Source organism: Pseudomonas kuykendallii (genome assembly GCF_900106975.1).
Taxonomy (GTDB): domain Bacteria; phylum Pseudomonadota; class Gammaproteobacteria; order Pseudomonadales; family Pseudomonadaceae; genus Pseudomonas_O; species Pseudomonas_O kuykendallii.
On sequence record NZ_FNNU01000003.1, the window covers coordinates 266,351 to 281,427 of the forward strand.

Sequence of the window (15,077 nt, forward strand, 5' to 3'; positions counted from 1 at the left end):
CAGCCAATGAAGATCATGACCTGCCCGCTCAACGGGCCGCGCAACATCAGCGAGTTCACCTACGGCGGCGAACTCAAGCAGATGCCCGACCCGGCCACCTGCAGCGTCGCCGAATGGGCCGACTACGTGTTCAACAGCGAGAACCTGCTCGGCGTGGTCACCGAGTGGTGGATGCACACCCCCTCGAACTACTGGTTCCTGGCCGAACGCCACACCGGCAGCGACGAAATCCTGCGCACCTTCGACCCACGTGAACTGTTCGACCAGCGTGTCGATTTCGCCGCACCGGAGGCCGCCCAATGAACCGCCTGCCCGCTCCCATGGGCTTGTTGATCGACCGCAACAAGCCGCTGACCTTCAGCTTCGACGGCAACGCCTGCCAGGGTTTCGCCGGCGACACCGTCGCCAGCGCGCTCGCAGCTAACGGCCGCTGGCTGCTGTCGCGCTCGTTCAAGTACCACCGCCCGCGTGGCCCGCTGACCATGGCCGGCCAGGACGCCAACACCCTGGTGCAGTTGCCGGACGAGCCCAACGTGCTGGCGGACGAGTGCCCCCTCGCGGCGGGTCTCGCGGTTACGCCGCAGAACGTCAACGGCAGCCTGGAAAAGGACCGTGACGCGATCATCGGCACGTTCTCCAGGTTCATGCCGGTGGGTTTCTACTACCGCGCCTTCTACAAGCCCAAGGGCATGTGGAAACGCTGGGAACCGCTGATCCGCAAGAAGGCCGGCCTCGGCGTGCTCGAACTCAGGTTCGAGCCGACCTACCACGACAAGGCCTACCTGTTCTGCGACCTCGCCGTCATCGGCTCCGGCCCCGCCGGCCTGTCTGCCGCCCTGCACGCGGCCAACGGCGGCGCCAAGGTGCTGCTGATCGAACAGAATCCGGTGCTCGGCGGCTCGCTGACCTACGCCCGCTTCGGCCTCGACGCCAACGTCGCGATGGGCCTGCGTGAAGAGCTGGTCAGCGCGGTGCAGGGCCATGCCAACATCCGCGTGCTCGACTCGGCGGTCTGCAACGCCTGGTTCGCCGACAACTACCTGCCGGTGATCCAGGGCAACCGGCTGTACAAGGTGCGCGCTAGGCAGTGCATCGTCGCCAGCGGCTCCTTCGACCAGCCAGTGATCTTCCGCAACAACGACCTGCCCGGCGTGATGCTGACCAGCGCCGCCCAGCGGCTGATGCGCCTGTACGCGGTCAAACCGGGCAAGCGCGCGGTGGTCCTGACCGGCAACGACGACGGATACCTCGCCGCGCTCGACCTGCTCGACGCGGGTGTGGAGGTCGCCGCCGTGGTCGACATGCGCGAGCGCAGCGACACTCCGGGGCTGATCACGGCCGTGCAAGCCAAGGGCATTCCCTGCCACACCGGCCACACCGTGTATGAAGCGTTGGCCGGCAAGAACGCTCAGCACCTCGGCGCCGTCGACATCAGGCGTATCCGCGGGCAGGGCAAGGTGGCCGAGGCCAGCACGCGGATCGACTGCGACCTGCTGTGCATGTCCGCCGGTTACATGCCGGTCTATCAGCTGCTTTGCCAGGCCGGCGGCAACCTGCGCTACGCCGACGAGCACGCCGCGTTCTCGATCCAGAATCTGCCCGGCATCCTGCGCGTCGCCGGTTCGGTGAATGGCCGGCACGATCTGCAGCGCGTCCTGGCCGACGGCCAGCGGGCCGCCAGCGAAGCCCTCGCCGACCTCGGCCTGGAGGCGACCGCGGTAGCCGGTGCGGACAAGGACGACAGCCGGGTCAACTTCCCCTGGCCGATCTTCGCCCACCCGCAGGGCAAGGAATTCGTCGACTTCGACGAAGACCTGCAGATCAGGGACATCGTCAACGCCACTCGCAACGGCTACCGCGACGTGCAGTTGGTCAAGCGCTTCTCCACCGTCGGCATGGGGCCGTCCCAGGGCCGTCACTCGGCGCTGCCCACGGCGCGCCTGGTGGCCGATGCCACCGGCCGCAGCGTCAGCGAAACCGGCGTGACAACCGCACGCCCACCGTTCTCCGCGGAGAAACTGGCGCACATCGCCGGCCGCGGCTTCGACCCCTATCGGCAGACCGCCATGCACCGTCGCCACGTCGAACTCGGCGCCAAGCTGATGCCCGCCGGCGTGTGGCAACGCCCCGCCTTCTACGGCAAGGCCGAAGACCGCGAAGCCTGCATGCAGAGCGAAGCCCGCCATGTGCGCGAGAGGGTCGGCCTGATCGACGTCTCCACCCTGGGCGGCCTCGACGTGCGCGGGCCGGATGCCGCCGAGCTGCTGGAGCGGATGTACACCTTCGGATTCAAGAAACTCGCCATCGGCCGTACCCGCTACGCGCTGATGACCGCCGAGGATGGCGTGGTGATCGACGACGGCGTGGCCTGCCGACTGGGCGAGCAGCACTTCTACGTATCGGCCACCACCAGCGGCGTGGATCGCGTCTACCGCAGCATGCTCAAGTGGAACGCGCAGTGGCGGCTGAACGTCGATATCGCCAACGTCAGCGCCGCCTTCGCCGCGGTCAACCTGGCGGGCCCGCTGTCGCGCCAGGTGCTGGAAAAGGTCTGCACGGACGTCGACCTGTCGCCCGAGGGCTTCCCTTACCTCGGCTTACGCGAGGGCAAGGTCGCCGGGGTGCCGGCGCGGCTGCTGCGTGTGGGTTTCGTCGGTGAGCTGGGCTACGAAATCCACGTGCCAGCGCGCTTTGGCGAGCACCTGTGGGATGCCTTGATGAAAGCCGGTGCAGACTTCGACATCCGTCCGTTCGGGGTGGAAACCCAGCGCCTGCTGCGTCTGGAAAAGGGTCACGTGATCATCAGCCAGGACACCGACGGCATGACTCATCCCGCCGAGATCGACATGGGCTGGGCCATCGGCCGCAAGAAGCCCTTCTTCGTCGGCAAACGCACCATCGAGATCCTCGAAGCGCAGCCCCTCAAGCGCAAGCTGGTGGGGTTCACGTTGCCCAAGGGCAGCAGCAAACCGCTGGAAGGCCATCTGGTGCTAAAGGGCCCGGACATCAGCGGCAACGTCACGTCCTGCGAGTACTCGGAAACCGTCGGCGCGATCATCGGCATGGCCTACGCCGGCGCCGACCAGGCCACGCCCGGCATGCAGATTCCGATTCGCGTGGAAGGCGGCGAAGTGGTCCAGGCCACCGTGGTGCAGCTGCCCTTCTTCGACCCTGAAAGCCAACGCCAGGAGCTGTGATCATGAGCCTGACCATTCGCGAGCATGCTGAACGCAGCCCCATTTATGACCTGCACGGCGCGGCGCCGCTGACCCTGCTGGGCGACCGGCTGTTCGTCGCCGGCTCCATAGATGAAAGTGAGCAACTGCAACGCTGCGCGCTGATCGACCTGAGCAACCTGCCGCGGGTCGGTTTTCGCGGCACCGACAGCGCGGCCTATCTGCAGCGCAAGGGCTATCAACTGCCGGAAAAGCCCAACCAGGCCTGCCTGCAAAGCAACGGCGAGCAGGTGCTGCGGCTGTCGCAGACCGAGTACTTTCTGCTCGGCAGCCTGACCGATGGCGGCGCCCGCATCGCCGCAGACGAGGCCGGCTGGCACTACGACGAGCGCCAGGCCAATTACCTGCTGCCCCGCCAGGACAGCCATGCCTGGCTGGCCCTGTCCGGCGCGCACCTGCCGGAGCTGTTCGCCAAGATCTGCGGCGTCGACCTGCGCGCCGAAACCTTTCCGCTCGGCGCCGTGGTACAGACCTCGGTGGCGCGCCTGAACGCCATCGTGGTCAATGCCTGTACGGCGACCCTGCCAGTCTTCCATCTGCTGTGCGATCGCGCGTCCGCGCACTACCTGTGGGGCGCCCTGCTGGACGCCATGGACGAGTTCGGCGGCAAACCGGCAGGCATCGAGGCGCTGCGTTAGGTGCCGGTGATCGTCGCCATGCCCGAGCCATCAATGACAGAGACCCGCCATGGCCGCCGATAAAGAAGAGCTGACCGACTACCGGGTCCCCGCGCTGCAACGTGGCCTGAGCATCCTGCAGATGTTCAACGCCAGCGAGCGCAGCCTGAGCAGCAACCTGATCGCCGAGCGCCTGGGCGTCAGCGTCTCGGCCATCTACCGGATTCTGGTCACCCTCACCGACATGGGCTACCTGAACAAGCTGGGCACCAACAGCTACGAACTCGGCCCGCAGGTGCTCTGCGACGGCTTCGCCTACCTGACCAGCCGTGACCTGGTGGATATCGCCATGCCGCACCTGAACGCGCTAAGGGACCGCACCTCGCTCTCCTGCCACCTGTCGGTCCGCGAACAGACCGACAGCCTGTACATCGGCCGGGCCTTCGCCGCGCAGCGCCTCTCCGTGAACATCCCCATCGGCACACGTATCGCCTGCCATTGCACGGCCATGGGTCGTATGTTGCTCAGCGATCTGGACGCGACGGAAGTAGGTCGCCTTTACCAGCACGTGCGCCTGGATGGCTACGCACCGCCCGCGCCGAAAACGCTTCCCGAACTGCTGGAGTTGCTGGAACAGGACCGCCAGCGCGGTTGGGTGTTGCACCGCTCGGACTATTCGGCGGCCATCGCCTGCGCCATCCATGATCACCAAGGCAAGGTAGTGGCCGCCATCAACCTATCCGGCCCCGAGGCGGTGATGGATAACACCGCCGCCCAGGAACGCTTTCTTCTCAGCCTCCAGCAATGCGCGCAAGCGATCTCCCAACAATTGGGCGGCTAGAAACCGCGGCGCGGCGGGATACTCCGAATGTCTTGGACCGAAGCGTTCCGCGTATCGGCAACGAAGGAGACGACTCCGCAATCCAGCCTTGAGCCTCCACCCTGAGGCCGAGGATGGCGTAGTTGTTACGCCGGAGTTGAACTCGCCAGGAGGTCACCGCTTCCCGAAACAGGCCATGCGGGGTAATCCCAGGGGAGGGGAGCGGACCGGGCAAGCGAAGCGATTCCTCCCCGATTCCCCATAAAAGAAAAAAGCCCCAGAGGCGTTAACCTCTGGAGCCTTTGATAGTGACGGGAAGATAGGATTTGAACCCGTTTCGAGCGCTGTTCGTATGTGGCCTACGTTGGTCAAAACCAGCTAGCGCAAGCTTTGCCTTCCACCATACTGGTCGCTACTGGCCCTCCATAGGCAGTGATTTCGACGCCATTGCTGCCGGGCATTGTTGTTCGCCTCATCTGCAAGCTAATCTCGGTCAACCGCCAGCTTGCTGGCAAAGGGACTTGCAGAGCTGAGGCCGGTGTATAACTCCCCCCTCCTAGCGCATGCCGCTGTCTAGAGCCGTACGCTAGATCCGCAAGAGTTTTTATCCACCAATTTTCAGGTTGTTATGCACCAATTGGTGTCTATTTATAGTTAGAAGCATGAGCGAAAATCGGTGAAATCTTGAAGAAGTTAATCATTTACGCACTGCTCGCATTCGTGGGCTGGAATTACTACCAAAAGAATATCGCCACAACACAGGTAGATATCTCGTCCAAACCACAGACATTTCAAGCGCCCGCAACAGCATTACATAGCTTTTCATGTGACGGCAGGCAACACTGCAGCCAAATGCGCTCAAGAGCAGAAGCTGAGTACTTCGTAAGGAATTGTCCAAACACAAAAATGGACGGAGACCATGACGGGGTTCCTTGTGAAAACGACTCAAGATTTTAGAACGCAGTCGTGCAACACGCTTCTAACATGTAGTTCAAATCGTTCGCGTCGCTCACTGGGACGGGCTAAAGCCCGCCCCTTAACCAAACGTTAGGTGCACAATGCCTATGTCTCCATACGAGTTATTTGCCACGATAACAGCATGCCTTGCGGTTATCGTTAGCCTCATTACATGGAATGGACAAAGAAAGCTACAGCGCGAAGCAAATGATTTGCAGCGTGCCACGTCCAAATTGGCAGAAAAACAATTGGAGTTATTGCTAAAAGAAGAGCGCGGCAAAAGCATTGCGCGCTTGTCTCTGAATCTAGTTAGAGACGGGAAAAACTATAAATTTTGCTTAACAAACATTGGAGAGGCCGAGGCATTGAACGCAGAAATTCGGTTAATTCTGCAGCGGCAGGATGACAATCCGATCATTTCTAGTGAATATTCAGAAAAATTCCCGGCGAAGAAAATTATGCCAGGTTCTTCAGTTACGTTAATCGCTGCTATCCATCTTGGAAGTCCGAGTGCCTACAACGCAGTACTGTCGTGGTCCAATCCCGATGGCTCCAGAATTGAAGAAGAAGCGTATGTCACACTCTAAGTCGCGGCACCTAACCCTTCAATCAACAGAGACAGTCCAAAGCTAACGCTTTGTCCTGCCCCTTATTTCTACGTTAGAGCCATACATAATGTCTGAGCCATTCAATAAATACTCGCAGAAACTGACATTCTGCATGATGACGTACCAGTTCATTGAGTTTGGGCTTAAGCATTGCCTTATTCGGTGTCATGCAACCGTCAAGTTTCGCCTTGATGGGTATTTACCTTATGAAATTCCGCTCACAACCATTGAAGATGCGCCGCTCGGAAAGCTTATTGAGCTGTATAAACCCTATACAACCAACACCCCCTTGATCCAGGAACTCAGAAAGATAAAAAAAGATCGAGACATGATTGCTCATCAGGGGTATCTACTAACGCTCGAAGAGCAGGCTGACGGCGAATTTCTAATTAAACAAGCAGACGCGCTTGAAGCGTCACATCGGCAAGCTGATGAGTGTATGAAGAAGCTACATATTGAGATGGGCGCGACAGACCGAATCGTCAGTGATGCTTACGCGGAGTTACGTTCAAGGCGCCTTGACCAAGGAGATTCGTTGCCAGAATCACCAAACATACCTGCAATCGTAGATCTGCCCCCCCGGTGAGCGCTCTAACTAGCGGTTCAAACCGCTCGCTTCGATCACTAGGACCGGCTAAAACCCGCTCCTTAACCAGACGTTAGGCTTCATATTTCGATTTATTATTGTGTCTATCCTATTAGATTGAAGCTGCTAGCCGCTACACCATACCTTTGTTTTATTCGATCACTGTGCGGGCTGCGGTCGTTTTCCCATCGATCACCCCGACGGCGGCATTGCTCTTTGAAGTATTGCTTGGCGCCATTGCGGCTCGTCACTAGCGCCGTGTTGTTCATCCCTGATTATTTCCTTCGGCGGATCATCGCCTACCCGCTTCTTGCGTGATTGCTAACCCGCGTTTTGACTATTCAAATTTCTATTTGCCTAGCCGTATTCCGGCTTTCTCGAACGGCTTGAACGGCTTGAACGGCTTGAACGGCTTGAAACAGCCTCGACCAGACGTTGGCCACCTCGAAAATCCTGCTGCCTGCGGGACAGTCCGCGCACGTACTTAGGCACTCCTTCGCCAGCCGCTTCGTCATGAACAGCGGCAACACCCTGACCTTACAACGACTCCTGGGCCACCAGTCGTTGGCGATGACCATGCGCTACGCACACCTTGCACCGACCATCTACAGGCTGCCGTTGGGTTTGGCCCGGTGAAGGATTTTCGACAGTTCTTCGACCGTTGCCCGGTCTGAAAAGCAAAAGCCCCCGAAACTCTACGAATTTCAGGGGCTTAAGCATTTGATATGGCGGGAAGATAGGGATTTGAACCCTAGGAACTGTTGCCAGTTCAACGGATTTCGAATCCGTCCCGTTCGGCCACTCCGGCATCTTCCCAGCGGCGCGCATGATAGCAGCTCAGAACGTGTTGGCGAACCCCCGTGATGCGACTTTTTCAGTGCTTTCAGGTGGTTGCGCCATCCGCGCGGAGTTTTTTCAGGCGGTGAGCTTGGTCAGGGCCTCGCGATACTTGTCGGCGGTCTTCTGGGCGACCTCGGCGGGCACCTGTGGCGCGGGTGGCTGCTTGTTCCAGCCGGTGGATTCCAGCCAGTCACGCACGAACTGCTTGTCGAAGCTCGGCGGGTTGGAGCCTTCGGCGTAGCTTTCCGCCGGCCAGAAGCGGCTCGAATCCGGCGTGAGCACTTCGTCCATCAGGGTCAAGGTACCGTCTTCGTCCAGGCCGAACTCGAACTTGGTGTCGGCGATGATGATGCCGCGGGTGGCGGCGTATTCGACGGCGGCGCTGTAGAGGGCGATGGCGGTCGCCCGCACCTTCTCGGCCAGGTCGGCGCCGATGATGGCCGCACACTGTTCGAAGGAAATGTTCTCGTCGTGATCGCCCAGGGCGGCCTTGGTGGACGGCGTGAAGATCGGCTCCGGCAGCTTGGACGCTTCCTTCAGCCCGGCAGGCAACTGAATGCCGCACACCGTCCCGCTCTTCTGATACTCCTTCCAGCCCGAGCCGACGATGTAGCCGCGCACGATGGCTTCCACGGCGACCGGCTTGAGGCGTTTGGCGACGACCGAGCGGCCTTCCACCAGGGGCAGCTCTTCGGCGGGGACGACGTCCTCGACGCGATCGCCGGTGAAATGGTTGGGCACGATGCCGGCGAGCTTTTCGAACCAGAAGTTGGAAATCGAGGTGAGGATCTTGCCCTTGTCCGGGATCGGCTCGGAAAGGATCACGTCGAACGCCGACAGGCGATCGCTGGCGACCATCAGCATGCGCCCGGCGTCGATCTCGTAGAGATCGCGGACTTTTCCGGAGTAGATCTTCTTCAGGCTCAGGGTGGTCGCAGTCATGTCAGTTTTCCGCTCTATCAAACGAAAACAGGCGAAACCGAGGTTTCGCCTGTCGATTCAAACTCCAGAAACGCTCGCCAGGCCGTCAGACCGCGCGAGCGACGATCAACCCAGGTTGTCCTGGATCAGACCGAGCACTCGACGGGCGATGTCGTCCGGAGCGACGGTGTCGATGTCTTTCTCCACCGATACCTGCACGCCATCGCCCACACGGGTCAGACGCACCTGATAGCGCTCGGCGCGAGCATCTTCCTTTTCCTTATCCGGTTTGCTGCCGAACAGGCGACCGAAGAAACCGGGTTTCTTCTCGTTGACCTGCGCACCTTCGGCCAGGTTGATGTAGTAGACACCCAGGCTGCGGTTGAGGTCGTCGACGCGTACGTCGCCGCTTTCCAGGGCGCGACCAACGCTGGACCAGGCACGGTCGAAATCGGCGCCGAGGCTGAGTACCGGGTTGCCGTTGCCGTCGTCGCTGAGGCTGATGCGGCTTGGCGCATCGAAGTCCCGCGCGGCGAGCAGAGAAACCGAGCCGCCCTGCCCGGCGCTGCTGGCCATGCTGGCGACCATCTGGTCGAGCAGCGCAGCTTCCAGCGCGGAGTTGCCCGGGCCGGTGGCGGGGAAACCGACGTCGGCGCTGCTGCCCGCGGGACGCGTGGCGCTGACCACGAAGACTTCGCTGGTGTTGCGCTGCACGCCCGGCTCGATCCGCACGCGCAGGCGGGTTTCGCTGTCAGGCGCGGCGTTCTTCAGGCTGGCGGCCACGGACGCCGAAAGCTCGTCGGGGCGCTGCCATTCGGTGACGAATTCGCCGGTCTGCGGACGTTCCTGAGCGACGCGGAAGCCGTTGTTCTCGAAGAACTGGCGCGTGGTCGGCCAGACTTCGGCCGGATTGCGCTGCGCCACGAGCCAGCGCGATTCGCCGCTCTTCTGCAGGCTGAATTCGCTGACATCACCGCTGATAACCAGCGCCTGAGGCCTCGGTACGTCGTACTCGTCGGCAGGCTTGGCGTCGGCGACGTTGGCCGGCACCGGCAGCAGGGGATCGAGACGCTTGCTCTGTACGTCGGACGGCAGCTTCATGGGCGCCGTCTGGCGAGCTTCCAGGTAATCGCTACCACGGTCGCGGAAATAACCTTCTTTGCCCCAGATCCAGCCACAACCGCTGGTACTGGAAATGATCACGGCGAGTGCAGAGAGCCCGGCCAGTCGCTTCATGCGTAGTACTTCCTCAATTAAACCAATACGCCGGACTGACGCAGCGCTTGACGCAGCGGTTCGTGGCAACGCGGGCTGAGCCAGGTCAGCGGCAGACGGATGCCGTCGGCCATAAGCCCCATTTCGTTCAGGGCCCATTTCACCGGGATCGGGTTGGACTCGATGAACAGCGTCTTGTGCAGTGGCATCAGACGGTCGTTGATGGCACGGGCGAGGGCGGCATCGCCACGCATGGCGGCGGCGCAGAGCTCGCTCATGGCGCGCGGAGCGACGTTGGCGGTGACCGAGATGTTGCCGCGGCCACCCATCAGCATCAGCTCGACGGCAGTAGCGTCGTCGCCGGAATAGACCAGGAAGTCCTTGCCGACGCGATCGAGTACGTCCTGGCCGCGCTGCAGGTCGCCCGTGGCCTCCTTGATGCCGATGATGTTGGCTACCTTGGACAGGCGCTCGACCGTTTCCGGAAGCATGTCGCAGGCGGTACGGCCCGGCACGTTGTAGAGGATTTGCGGAATCGCCACCGACTCGGCGATCAGCCGGAAGTGCTGGTAAAGACCTTCCTGGGTCGGCTTGTTGTAGTACGGCGTTACCAGCAGGCAGGCATCCGCGCCGGCGTCCTTCGCCAGGCCGGTCAGTTCGACCGATTCCCGCGTGGAGTTGCCACCGGTGCCGGCGATGACCGGAATCCGCCCATTCACCTGATCGACGACCCGACGAATGACTTCGACATGCTCGGAGACTTCCAGCGTGGCGGACTCACCGGTGGTGCCGACCGCGACGATGGCGTTGGTGCCCTCTTGCAGGTGGAAGTCCACCAGCTTGCCCAGGGCGTCCCAGTCCAGGCCACCTTGTGCATCCATGGGCGTGACCAGTGCCACCATACTGCCCGCAATCATGCAACCGCTCCTGCCGGAAAAAAGAGCGGTAATGGTACTGTCGCCACCTGCCCAGCACAAGCTGACCGCTGGGGCTGCAAGCATTCCCTCGGACCGCGCTTTTCGCTACCCTTCCGGCTTTGATCGGCGCGACAGGCGTCGCTCTCATCTCGCTCTAGGAAGGCTGCATGTCCACCCCGCCCGTTCGCGAACAATTTCTCGTCATCAGTGCTCTCGGCCCCAACCCCATGGAGCTGACCAACGTCCTGTGCCGCGCTACCCACGAGAACCGCTGCGCAGTATCCAGCTCGCGTCTGACCCGGCACGGCGAGTTCAGCTCGCTGATCCTCCAGGTGTCCGGCAGCTGGGATGCCCTGGCCCGTCTGGAAGGCAGCCTGGCCGCACTGGCCAAGCGTCATACCTTCACCATCAGCGTGATCCGCAGCGCCGCGCTGGAGCCGCGCCCACAGGCGTTGCCCTACGTGGCCTACGTCAGCGCGGCCTATCGTCCGGACATCCTCAACGAGCTCTGCCAGTTCTTCATCGACCACCGCGTCGAGCTGGAAAATCTCACCTGCGACACCTACGAGGCGCCGCAGACCGGCAGCACCATGCTCAATGCCACCATCACCGTGACATTGCCCGCCGGCACGCAGATCAGTTGGCTGCGCGATCAGTTCCTCGACTTCGCCGACGCGCTGAACCTCGACGCCCTGATCGAGCCATGGCGCCCACAGAACCCGTAAGTAAGGAAACCGCATGAGCGTTACCGTTGGAGAAGCCGTAGCCGATTTCAGCGCCGAGGCCACCGGTGGCCAGCGGGTCACCCTGTCCGCGCTGGCCGGTCGCCAGGTGGTCCTTTATTTCTATCCGAAGGACAGCACGCCGGGTTGCACCACCCAGGGTCAGGGTTTCCGCGACAGTCACGACGCGTTTCTTGCCGCCAACACGCTGGTCTTCGGCGTATCGCGCGACGGCATGAAATCCCACGAGAACTTCAAGGCCAAGCAGGGCTTTCCCTTCGAGCTGATCTCCGACAAGGACGAAGCGCTCTGCCAGCTGTTCGACGTGATCAAGCTGAAGAAGCTCTACGGCAAGGAGTACCTGGGCGTCGACCGCAGCACCTTCCTGATCGACAGCAATGGCGTGCTCAGACAGGAATGGCGTGGGGTGAAGGTTCCGGGCCACGTCGACGCCGTTCTCGCGGCCGCGCAGGCCCTGAGCGGCTGAGCCGAACGCGCATCCAGAAAGGCCGCCTCGCGCGGCCTTTTTTCATTCAGGCCTTGCGCAACCAGTAGCGGAAGAGGTCGCCCTCCACCTCTTCTTGTAACAGCGCATTCCCGGACAGGGACGCGAAGGTGCGGAAATCGCGCTGTGAGCCCGCGTCGGTAGCGGTCACCTTGAGCACCGCGCCGGAGGGCAGACGATTCAGCTCCAGCTTGGCCTTGAGCAACGGCAGCGGGCAGTTCAGCCCGCTGGCATCGAGTTCGGCATCGCAGGTCCCGGCCTGCCAGACAGCATCGTTCATGGTCGTATTCCTCTGAAGTGCCGGCAGATTACCCAAGCGACCCGACCCTGACCAGTTGGACGGCCGGACCGGCAGGCGGATACAGTAGGCCTTTGCCGTTTCGAGCCATGTGCATGAAAGTCCTGCGCCCTGCCCTGTTGACGCTCGCCTGTTTCCTCGCTGTTCCCGGCCATGCCGATGACCTGCCTTCCCTCGGCGATGCCAGTTCCTCCATCGTGTCCCCGGAACAGGAGTACCAGCTCGGCCGAGCCTGGCTGAGCCTGCTGCGCGGCCAGGTGCAAGCGCTTTCCGATCCGCAGTTGAAGGACTTCGTCGAGACCAGCGTCTACCGCCTGGCCGAAACCAGTGACCTTCAGGATCACCGGCTGGAGTTCATCCTGATCAAGGATGACCAGATCAACGCCTTCGCCGCGCCCGGCGGAATCATCGGGGTCAACGGCGGACTGTTCCTGCATGCCGAGACCGAAGGCGAATACGCCGGCGTGCTCGCCCACGAACTTGGCCACCTGATCCAGCGCCACTTCGCGCGCGGCATCGAGGCGCAGCAGCGCATGCAGCTGCCGATGATGGCGGCGATGCTCGCCGGTATAGTTGCGGCCGTCGCTGGCGCCGGTGACGCCGGCATGGCCGCCATCGCCAGCACCCAGGCAGCGGCGATCCAGAGCCAGCTGCGCTTCTCCCGGCAGAACGAAGAGGAAGCCGACCGCGTCGGCGTGGTCAATCTGGAACGCGCCGGGTACGACCCGCGCTCGATGCCGAGCATGTTCGAACGGCTCGCCCGGCAGTACCGCTACACGCAGAACCCGCCGGAATTCCTCCTGACCCACCCGGTTACCGAATCGCGCATCGCCGACACCCGGAACCGAGCCGAAAACTATCCGGCGGGCGGCAAGGAAGACAGCCTGACCTATCAACTGATGCGCGCCCGGGTTCAGCTGATGTTCGAGAGCACCCCGGGAATCGCCACCAAGCGCTTCCGCGCGCTGCTCGAGGAGAATCCGCAACGGGATGCCGCCCGTTACGGTCTGGCCCTCGGCCTGACGAAAAGCGGACAGCAGGACGAGGCACGCAGCATCCTCAAGGCGCTGCTGGCCAAAGACCCGAACAACGTCTCCTACAACCTCGCGCAGGTCGACCTGGACGTTGCCGCGAATCGCCTGAACGACGCCCAGGCGCGCATTGACCGGCTGTCAGCCATCTACCCGAACAACTTCCCCCTGAAGCAGGCCCGCACCGACCTGCTGCTCAAGCAGAACCATCCGGACCAGGCGGAAACCCTGCTCAATACGCTGCTGAAGAGCCGCCCGCACGACCCGGACATCTGGTACCAGGTCGCGGAAGTGCGCGGCATGGTGGGCAACACCATCGGCCTGCATGAAGCCCGCGCGGAGTACTTCGCGCTGGTGGGTGATTATGACCAGGCGATCGAACAGCTGGATTTCGCCAAGCGACGAGCCAGCAGCAACTTCCCGCTGGCCTCGCGGATCGACGCCCGCCAACGCGCCCTGATCGAAGAGAAGAGAACCGTCGAGCAGATGATGCGCTGACAAAAAAAGCCCGCCGATTGGCGGGCCTTTTCGTTGTCGCGGTCGCTCAGGCGTTGCCGGCCAGCGCCAGTCGCGCGGCCTGGGTGAAGTCCAGCATGCGCTTGAGCGGCTTCACCGCGCGCGGCACCAGGGCCGGGTCGACGAAGATCTCGCTGCTGCCCTCGCGCAGCCCCTTGAGCGTGCGCTCCAGCGTATTCATCGCCATCCAGGGGCAGTGCGCGCAACTGCGGCAGGCGGCACCGTTGCCAGCCGTGGGGGCCTCGATGAAGGTCTTGCCGGGGCACAACTGCTGCATCTTGTAGAAGATGCCGCGATCGGTCGCGACGATGAACGTCGAGTTGGGCAGGGTTTGCGCGGCCTTGATCAACTGGCTGGTCGAACCTACCGCATCGGCCAGGGCGATCACCGATTCCGGCGACTCCGGATGGACCAGGATCGCCGCGTCGGGATACAACGCCTTCATGTCTTCGAGCTGTTTGGATTTGAACTCCTCGTGGACGATGCAGGCACCGTCCCAGAGCAGCATGTCGGCACCGGTCTCGCGCTGGATGTAGCGCCCCAGATGCTTGTCGGGCGCCCAGAGGATCTTCTCGCCGTTGTCCATCAGGCTCTCGACGATCTCCAGCGCGCAACTGGAAGTCACCACCCAGTCGGCACGCGCCTTCACCGCCGCCGAGGTGTTGGCGTAGACCACCACGGTGCGCTCGGGATGCTGGTCGCAAAACGCCGAGAACTCGTCCACCGGGCAACCCAGGTCCAGCGAACAGGTCGCCTCGAGCGTCGGCATCAGCACGCGTTTTTCCGGGTTGAGAATCTTCGCGGTCTCGCCCATGAACTTGACCCCGGCCACCACCACGGTGGTGGCCGGATGCTGGTTACCGAAGCGGGCCATTTCCAGGGAGTCGGACACGCAACCGCCGGTTTCCTCGGCGAGTGCCTGGATGACCGGATCGCAGTAATAGTGCGCGACCAGAACGGCATTCTGCTTCTTCAGCTCGGCAGCGATCTCGCCACGATAGAAGGCTTCCTGCTCATCGGTCAGGGGCACCGGCTGCTTGGCGTCTAGGTGAGCCTGAACCAACAGGCGTTCGGAAATCTGAGTCATGTCATCAGGCTCTGAATATGCTTTCAGTGCGCCGATTATACCCGCCAACGATGCTGGCAAGCGGCTCTATATGAATACGGGAGGGGTGCTGCGAGGAGGGAGTGGTGGGTCGTGTAGGATTCGAACCTACGACCAATTGGTTAAAAGCCAACTGCTCTACCAACTGAGCTAACGACCCGACGCGGAGCGCATGATACTGAT

The 15,077-nt window shown here is 62.0% G+C and carries 15 protein-coding genes, 2 tRNA genes and 1 pseudogene; 11 read left to right on the top strand and 7 right to left on the bottom strand.

Annotated elements, in window-relative coordinates; all coding sequences use genetic code 11:
• Positions 1-6: 6 nt before the first annotated feature.
• From BLV15_RS11215 to BLV15_RS11240, 8 genes and pseudogenes are all read left to right on the top strand, one after another.
• Complete coding sequence (locus BLV15_RS11215) at positions 7-303, top strand: sarcosine oxidase subunit delta (RefSeq protein WP_090228016.1); 297 nt, start codon at positions 7-9, stop codon at positions 301-303.
• Complete coding sequence (locus BLV15_RS11220) at positions 300-3,197, top strand: 2Fe-2S iron-sulfur cluster-binding protein (protein WP_090228018.1); 2,898 nt, start codon at positions 300-302, stop codon at positions 3,195-3,197. The genes BLV15_RS11215 and BLV15_RS11220 overlap by 4 nt, the downstream gene beginning before the upstream one ends.
• A gap of 107 nt (positions 3,198-3,304) precedes the next feature.
• Positions 3,305-3,874: a sarcosine oxidase subunit gamma family protein gene (locus BLV15_RS11225; RefSeq protein ID WP_407072455.1), complete on the top strand. Its 570-nt coding sequence runs from the start codon at positions 3,305-3,307 to the stop codon at positions 3,872-3,874.
• Positions 3,875-3,923: 49 nt separating this feature from the next.
• On the top strand, positions 3,924-4,694 hold the full coding sequence (locus tag BLV15_RS11230) for an IclR family transcriptional regulator (protein ID WP_090228023.1): 771 nt from the start codon (positions 3,924-3,926) through the stop codon (positions 4,692-4,694).
• A gap of 699 nt (positions 4,695-5,393) precedes the next feature.
• Entirely contained in the window at positions 5,394-5,630 is a 237-nt protein-coding gene (locus BLV15_RS11235) for an excalibur calcium-binding domain-containing protein (RefSeq protein WP_342741562.1), read from the top strand.
• 107 nt (positions 5,631-5,737) lie between these two features.
• The gene (locus BLV15_RS21840) at positions 5,738-6,217 is read left to right on the top strand and encodes a hypothetical protein (protein ID WP_139210707.1); all 480 of its coding nucleotides are present in this window, start codon (positions 5,738-5,740) and stop codon (positions 6,215-6,217) included.
• An 88-nt stretch (positions 6,218-6,305) separates the two neighbouring features.
• A complete protein-coding gene (locus BLV15_RS21845) occupies positions 6,306-6,824 on the top strand; it encodes a hypothetical protein (protein WP_139210708.1) in 519 nt (172 codons plus the stop codon).
• 450 nt (positions 6,825-7,274) lie between these two features.
• Positions 7,275-7,498: pseudogene (locus BLV15_RS11240) on the top strand (tyrosine-type recombinase/integrase); the annotation flags it as partial.
• A 52-nt stretch (positions 7,499-7,550) separates the two neighbouring features.
• On the opposite strand, the gene BLV15_RS11245 reads toward BLV15_RS11240, so the two are convergent.
• The 4 genes from BLV15_RS11245 to dapA all read right to left on the bottom strand — a co-directional run bounded on the left by BLV15_RS11245 (position 7,551) and on the right by dapA (position 10,717).
• Positions 7,551-7,640 (bottom strand) — tRNA-Ser (locus BLV15_RS11245).
• Positions 7,641-7,739: 99 nt separating this feature from the next.
• Entirely contained in the window at positions 7,740-8,606 is an 867-nt protein-coding gene (locus tag BLV15_RS11250; protein ID WP_090228029.1) for a phosphoribosylaminoimidazolesuccinocarboxamide synthase, read from the bottom strand.
• Positions 8,607-8,711: 105 nt separating this feature from the next.
• Positions 8,712-9,821: an outer membrane protein assembly factor BamC gene (gene bamC / locus BLV15_RS11255; RefSeq protein WP_090228032.1), complete on the bottom strand. Its 1,110-nt coding sequence runs from the start codon at positions 9,819-9,821 to the stop codon at positions 8,712-8,714.
• A 17-nt stretch (positions 9,822-9,838) separates the two neighbouring features.
• Positions 9,839-10,717 carry a 4-hydroxy-tetrahydrodipicolinate synthase gene (dapA, locus tag BLV15_RS11260; protein ID WP_090228034.1) on the bottom strand — a complete coding sequence of 293 codons (879 nt, stop codon included), beginning with the start codon at positions 10,715-10,717 and terminating at the stop codon, positions 9,839-9,841.
• Between the two features lie 167 nt (positions 10,718-10,884).
• Between dapA and BLV15_RS11265 the strand changes: the two genes are divergently transcribed.
• Together BLV15_RS11265 and BLV15_RS11270 are read left to right on the top strand one after the other, a co-directional pair.
• Complete coding sequence (locus BLV15_RS11265) at positions 10,885-11,442, top strand: glycine cleavage system transcriptional repressor (protein ID WP_090228037.1); 558 nt, start codon at positions 10,885-10,887, stop codon at positions 11,440-11,442.
• Between the two features lie 13 nt (positions 11,443-11,455).
• Positions 11,456-11,926, top strand: coding sequence for a peroxiredoxin (locus BLV15_RS11270; protein WP_090228040.1), 471 nt, complete (start codon positions 11,456-11,458; stop codon positions 11,924-11,926).
• A 46-nt stretch (positions 11,927-11,972) separates the two neighbouring features.
• On the opposite strand, the gene BLV15_RS11275 is transcribed toward BLV15_RS11270, so the two are convergent.
• Positions 11,973-12,224 (bottom strand): sulfurtransferase TusA family protein, encoded by a 252-nt coding sequence (locus BLV15_RS11275; protein WP_090228041.1) that lies wholly within the window; start codon positions 12,222-12,224, stop codon positions 11,973-11,975.
• 113 nt (positions 12,225-12,337) lie between these two features.
• Here BLV15_RS11275 and BLV15_RS11280 point away from each other — a divergent pair, with 113 nt between their 5' ends.
• Positions 12,338-13,771 (top strand): M48 family metalloprotease, encoded by a 1,434-nt coding sequence (locus BLV15_RS11280; protein ID WP_090228044.1) that lies wholly within the window; start codon positions 12,338-12,340, stop codon positions 13,769-13,771.
• 46 nt (positions 13,772-13,817) lie between these two features.
• On the opposite strand, the gene nadA is transcribed toward BLV15_RS11280, so the two are convergent.
• Positions 13,818-14,876, bottom strand: a complete 1,059-nt coding sequence (gene nadA, locus BLV15_RS11285; RefSeq protein WP_090228046.1) for a quinolinate synthase NadA — start codon at positions 14,874-14,876, stop codon at positions 13,818-13,820.
• A 102-nt stretch (positions 14,877-14,978) separates the two neighbouring features.
• A tRNA-Lys gene (locus BLV15_RS11290) sits at positions 14,979-15,054 on the bottom strand.
• Positions 15,055-15,077: the final 23 nt, after the last annotated feature.